This is a genomic window from Pseudomonadota bacterium, from assembly GCA_018823135.1.
Classification (GTDB): domain Bacteria; phylum Desulfobacterota; class Desulfobulbia; order Desulfobulbales; family CALZHT01; genus JAHJJF01.
Map to the genome: position 1 here is coordinate 1 of JAHJJF010000138.1, position 6,295 is coordinate 6,295.

4 protein-coding genes are annotated in these 6,295 nt (G+C 47.8%); all 4 read left to right on the forward strand.

All coding sequences use genetic code 11. The features are described from left to right. The first annotated feature begins 186 nt into the window (after nucleotides 1-186). From cas3 to cas7c, 4 genes are read left to right on the forward strand one after another with little or no spacing between them, the layout of a single operon-like run. Nucleotides 187-2,613 (forward strand): CRISPR-associated helicase Cas3', encoded by a 2,427-nt coding sequence (gene cas3 / locus KKE17_14255; GenBank protein ID MBU1711163.1) that lies wholly within the window; start codon nucleotides 187-189, stop codon nucleotides 2,611-2,613. A 13-nt stretch (nucleotides 2,614-2,626) separates the two neighbouring features. Then, nucleotides 2,627-3,331, forward strand: a complete 705-nt coding sequence (gene cas5c, locus KKE17_14260; protein MBU1711164.1) for a type I-C CRISPR-associated protein Cas5c — start codon at nucleotides 2,627-2,629, stop codon at nucleotides 3,329-3,331. Beyond that, a complete protein-coding gene (gene cas8c, locus KKE17_14265) occupies nucleotides 3,328-5,250 on the forward strand; it encodes a type I-C CRISPR-associated protein Cas8c/Csd1 (GenBank protein MBU1711165.1) in 1,923 nt (640 codons plus the stop codon). The genes cas5c and cas8c overlap by 4 nt, the downstream gene beginning before the upstream one ends. A 16-nt stretch (nucleotides 5,251-5,266) precedes the next feature. Continuing rightward, the gene (gene cas7c / locus KKE17_14270) at nucleotides 5,267-6,109 is read left to right on the forward strand and encodes a type I-C CRISPR-associated protein Cas7/Csd2 (GenBank protein ID MBU1711166.1); all 843 of its coding nucleotides are present in this window, start codon (nucleotides 5,267-5,269) and stop codon (nucleotides 6,107-6,109) included. The last annotated feature ends 186 nt before the right edge of the window (nucleotides 6,110-6,295 follow it).

Below are 6,295 nucleotides of genomic sequence, written 5' to 3' on the forward strand. Positions count from 1 at the left end.
ACTTCCGGGTGGTTTTTGAGGCCATTCGTCAGCTTTTCAGTGAAGATAAAAAACCGAAACGGAAAATCGGCTTTTGAATAATAACATCTCAAACGGTTTTACTATGAAATATTACGCCCATAGTTTGGAAGGTCAGCCGTCTGAGAAGTGGCAGACTTCCATCTACCCGAAAAGGATTTTTGCTATATGAAATCAAACAGATTTATAGCGCATCACAGGAAATTCGACCAAACAGCGCAGACTGTCCGTGAACATTTGGAAGGAGTTTGTGGTACTTGTAGGGATTTAGCAGAAAAGATAGGTGTGCCTAGCGCTGGTGAATTGCTTGGTCTTCTTCACGATTTTGGCAAATACAGCAAACAATTCCAGACATACATCCAATCGGCCACCGGAATGCTGAATCCCGATGTCGATGATGAATATGTTGATGCGACTTCACTAAGGGGCCGAATTGATCACTCCAGTTCTGGAGCCCAGTGGATATGGGAAAACTTTCGCCGATATGGACCGCAAGGGGAATTGGCGGGGCAAATCCTTGCACTATGCCTTGCCTCTCACCATGGTGGTTTAATCGATTGCCTGAAACCGGGAGGGGAGAATGGTTTTGCTGCCAGGATGCGTAAGGACGATGCCAAGACACATCTACAGGAATGTATAGGGTCGATAGACAGTGAAGTATTTAAGAGGCTGAATTTGCTCGCCACGCCGAACCTCATTCAAAATTGTTCGCAACAAATCCTTAAATTGGTTGATCCCGGCAAAAAACAATCAGATATCGTTAAGCATTTCAATATTGGTATGTGGGTTCGTTTCTTGTTCAGTTGCTTGATTGATGCGGACAGAATAAACAGCGCTGATTTTGAAAACCCGGATAATGAAAAATTGCGACCGCAAGACCGAGTCAACTGGCCAGTTGCTATCGATCGCCTTGAAATTAAGCTTTCTAACCTGCCGATCAGGCACGCGATTGATTCGATCAGAAGGAATATTTCCGATCAATGCAAAGCAAGGGCGTCTGACCCACGAGGGATTTATACGCTCACTGTCCCGACCGGTGGCGGCAAGACATATTCAAGTATACGTTACGCCCTGCACCATGCTCAGAAACACAACCTTGATCGCATCATCTACATCATCCCTTATACCTCGATCATTGAACAAAACGCCCAAGCCGTTCGCGATATTCTTGAAGTTGAGGGTGATCACTTCCCTTGGGTGCTCGAACATCATTCCAATCTTGAGCCGGAACGACAGACCTGGCGCGACAAGCTCATTGCCGAAAACTGGGATGCACCCATTGTCTTCACAACTATGGTTCAGTTTCTCGATGTCCTCTTCAGCGGCGGGACTCGCGGGGCCAGGCGGATGCACCAGCTGGCAAATTCGATACTGATTTTTGATGAAATTCAGACCCTGCCGATCAATTGTGTTCATCTATTCTGCAACGCCGTTAATTTTCTGGCTTCACCACAGGTAGGAACCACGGTTGTCCTTTGTACTGCGACCCAACCTTTGCTCGATAAGCTGAAGTCACCCGACAAAGGGCAATTGTTCATTCCTAAGGGAAATGAGCTTGTTGAAGACGTTGTCGGCTTGTTCGGGCAACTCAAAAGGGTGACAATCAGCAACAAGGTCCGCCCGGTCGGTTGGACTGAATCCGAGTTGACCGAGTTGGCGGTTAATGAATATGAGCAAAAGGGCAGTTGCCTCGTCGTGGTCAACACCAAAAAATGGGCGCAGCTCCTTTACGAATCCTGCCAGGGCAAAGTTGAACCGGGAAGTATCTTTCACCTCAGTACCAGTCTCTGTCCGGCCCACCGCAAGGTGATTCTGGATCAGGTCCGGCAACGCTTGGATGATGACTTGCCGGTGCTCTGCATCAGCACTCAATTAATCGAAGCCGGGGTTGATGTGGATTTTGCCTCGGTTATCCGCTTCCTTGCCGGTTTGGATTCCATTGCCCAAGCGGCTGGGAGATGCAATCGAAACGGAAGATTGCCACAGGCAACCGTGCATGTCGTCAACCCTTGGGAAGAAGCAATCGAGATGCTCCACGATATCAAGGAAGGCCGTGATAAAGCCTTGCGTGTCTTGTCGGAAAAAGATGGTACCGATCTGTTGGACCCGGAAGTGATGAGTCTGTATTTCTCCTATTATTTTTACAGTCGGGCCGATGAGATGGTTTATCCAATTAAAGCCAGTCTAGCAGGCCGAGATGACAGTTTGCTAAGCCTGCTCAGTGACAATTCCAGAAACATCGGCAGGGTCAAAAATGCCCTGAAACTTCAGCAGTCTTTCAAAACAGCAGGGAAAATTTTTCAGGCGATTGATGCCCCGACCGAGGCAGTCATCGTGCCCTATGGTGAAGGTGTGAAAATCATTGCCGGACTCTGTGCCGTACCGGAACCGGCAGAGGCTTACCAATTGCTCAAACGCGCCCAGAAGTTCAGCGTGAATGTGTTTCCCAATATCATGCGGAAGTTGAAAGAAGCGAAGGCTGTAAGACCGGTGCAGCAGGGTGAAGAAATTTATTATCTTGACGAGCGTCACTACAGTCAGGATTTTGGGCTATCCACAGAAGAAGTCAGTACTATGAAATTCCAGAATGCCTAAGGAGGAGAGAGGGATGAAAAACGATATCAGTTTCCGGTTATGGGGGCGGTATGCGCTGTTTACCGACCCGGTAACCAAAACCGGCGGGGAAAAATGCTCCTACCATGTCCCCACCTACGAGGCCATCAAAGGGGCGTTGAAGTCCATCTACTGGAAACCGACCATTATCTGGCACGTTGACAAGGTCCGGATCATGAAACCGCTCCGCACCCAGACAAAAGGAACCAAGCCCTTGGTCTGGGGTGGTGGCAACAGTCTGGCGATTTATACCTTTCTCCATGATGTGGAATACCAGGTCCAGGCGCATTTCGAATGGAATGAGCATCAACCGGCACTTAAAAAGGATCGCATCGATGGCAAGCATTTCAGCATCATCAAAAGAACGCTGGAAAAGGGAGGGCGGCAGGATATCTTCCTTGGCACCCGTGATTGCCAGGGGTATGTGGAACCCTGTCCGTTTGGCGCTGGGAAAAGCCCCTATGATGAAATCGATGAACTCGGTTTTGGTTTGATGTTCCACGGATTCGATTACCCGGATGAAACAGGAAAGGAAGAACTGCACAGTCGTTTCTGGCGTGCCACCATGCAAAAAGGGATTCTTGAATTTCCAAGGCCGGAAGAGTGCGAGATTCGTCGTTTCGTCCGCAAAATGATTCCCAAGGAATTTGGTATGGGTGAGAATGTATTACCTGTTGAACAGGAAGAGGCATTGTTATGAGCTGGCTTGCGAAGTTGTATGAAACCTATGATGGAATTGAGGGGCTTCACGATACTAAAGTGGGTAATACCTTATGGCCGATGTCACATTTCGTAAAAAATGCTCATATCGAGGTTGTCGTTGATATAGAAGGGAACTTTCAGGCAGGACGGGCAAAAATTTTAAATGGGAAGGACGGTCCAACCCTTATTCCGGCAACGGAAGCTTCTGCTGGAAGAGCAGGCGCAAAAATCGCACCACACCCCTTATGCGAAGAGATTGGATATTGTGCGGCAGATTATCCAAAAGCGAATCTTGAAAAAACTACCGCCTACTTGACACAGCTAAATGATTGGGCAGGTTCAACATGGACCCACCCAAAAGTGAAGGCAATCTATAAATACCTTGCTAAACAAAAACTTTGGTCTGATTTGTCGAGTCAATTTGAATTTCCTTTGAAGGTTGAAAAAGCTGATGGCACAAGCCTAAAAATTCCGGCAGAAAAAGTGTTCATAAGATGGAGCGTTGATGAGGTTGGAAATCCGATCCATGGAACGTGGCAAGATGATGAATTAATAAATGCTTGGATTGCTTATGATAGAAAGAATAACAACAAAAGAGGATTTTGCCATGTCCTTGGAGGAGAAGCAAGAATAGCCTCTAATCATCCTCGGTTTATAAGGTGGCCTGGGGATGGAGCAAAGATAGTTTCTTCCAATGATGCCAGCGGGTTCACGTTCCGCGGACGATTTACAGATAGCAAAAAAAGCATTGATGAATCTGGAGCACAAGCTGTGTGTATTGGATTTGATGTCACCCAAAAAGCCCACAATGCATTACGGTGGTTGATTTCCCATCAAGGACATCGAAATGGCGATCAAATTTATGTCGCATGGGCCGTGTCGGGGAAATCTGTTCCAGCAGCTTTTGAAGACCCATGGGCTATCCTTGGCAAATCTGTTTCATTGCAAGAAGATATCGGTAGCGAATCCGAAAATGGCATCGATCACGGCATAGACCTGGGAGCATCCTTAGCCCATAAATTCAATGAATACCTTAACGGATTTGGAAAAAATCTTGAGCCGAATGAACAAATTGTAGTGATCGGCTTGGATTCGGCAACTACAGGGAGGATGGGAATTGTCTACTACCGAGAGCTATTGGCCAGTGAATTTCTCCTGCGCCTTGACGCTTGGCATACTCAATTTGCCTGGCCACAACGGCATGCCATCGAAGTGCCAAATTCGAACCAAAGCAAGCAGCTTGTCTGGCCAACTTGGTCACCTCCTCCGAAACATATCGCTGAAGCCGCCTATGGCGACATCCTGAAAAGTAATGACAGTCTGAGGAAGAGCCTCCATGAACGCATACTTCCTTGCATTGTTGATGGCAGGCCCTTTCCTCGTGATATCTTAAATGCCGCAATCAGGCGGGCAAGTAACCGAAACAACTGTGAACATTGGGAGTGGGAGAGAAATTTAGGAGTCGCCTGTGCCTTGTATCGCGGGTTTCATCAGCGGCATCCAGATGAAAATCAAAGGAGAAAATACACCATGACACTGGAAGAAGACAACAGATCAAGAGACTACTTGTATGGGCGTTTGTTGGCGATCGCTGAACGTATCGAAGAAATTGCCTTGTCGGTCGGGGGTGAGAACCGCCCGACCACGGCAGCCAGATTGATGCAGCGTTTTGCCGACAGGCCCTCTTCAACCTGGCGGAATATCGAATTGGGGATTCAGCCTTATATGCATCGTCTACAGGGCAAGCGGCCCGGCTTTTTGACGAACAGAAAGAAAGAGCTTGATGCTGTGATCTCTGACTTCAAGCCCGACGATTTTACCAGTGACAAATCGCTCTCCGGAGAATTTCTGCTGGGGTATCACTGCCAGCGGATGATTTACCGAAATACTCAAACAGAAACAACCCTGGAAGATTAATCAAAAGGAGGAAAATATGAGCAGCTTGGAAAACAAAATCGATTTTGCGGTTATTTTCAGTGTGAAAAACGCCAACCCGAACGGTGATCCTCTGAATGGTAATCGGCCTCGGACCGACTATGACGGATATGGCGAAGTGTCTGACGTCTGCCTGAAGCGAAAAATACGGGATCGTATGCAGGATGCGGGATTTTCAATTTTTGTTCAGTCGGATGAAAAGAAAATAGATGGCATGCCAAGTTTGAAAACTCGTGCCGAATCACCAGAATTCGGACTCGGCAAAGATGCCTTCGACAGCAAGAAAACAACACCAGATAAAACCGCAAGAGCAGCCTGCGATAAATGGCTGGATGTTCGTACGTTCGGGCAACTTTTTGCTTTTAAAAGCGAGGGGAAAGATGGCGTGTCCATCCCAATTCGTGGCCCGGTTAGCATCCAATCGGCTTTTAGTGTTGAACCGGTAAGTATTACTAGCTCCCAGATCACCAAAAGCGTCAGTGGCGAAGGAGACGGCACGAAAAGAGGTTCGGATACCATGGGCATGAAACATCGGGTAGACCGCGCCTTCTATGTCACATTTGGCAGCATGAATCCGCAATTGGCAGAAAGGACCGGATTTAATAATGGTGACGCAGAAACTATCAAAACTTTGTTGCCAAAACTCTTTGAAGGGGATGCCTCGTCAGCACGGCCTGAAGGGAGTATGGCCGTTGAGAAATTATTCTGGTGGAAACACAACAGCAAAGCAGGTCAGTATTCTTCGGCAAAGGTACATAGAACTTTGTCGGTGAATCCGGATGGCAGTTTCGGAATTGAAAATCTGGAGGGTTTGAAACCTGAAATTATTGATGGCTTCTAATCCCTGAAAGACATGGACCAAAAAATCGAAAAACGTTTTCGTGAGCGGGCTGTTGCACTGGGCAACTCCGGCGACTCCGGTGCGTTGTCGGAGCTTATTGAGTTGACCCGCTCGCCCGCAGCCAATGTCCGGCGGCTGGCGGCATCGGCCATCGGCAAATTGGCAGGGTTGGCCGATGCCGAAAAG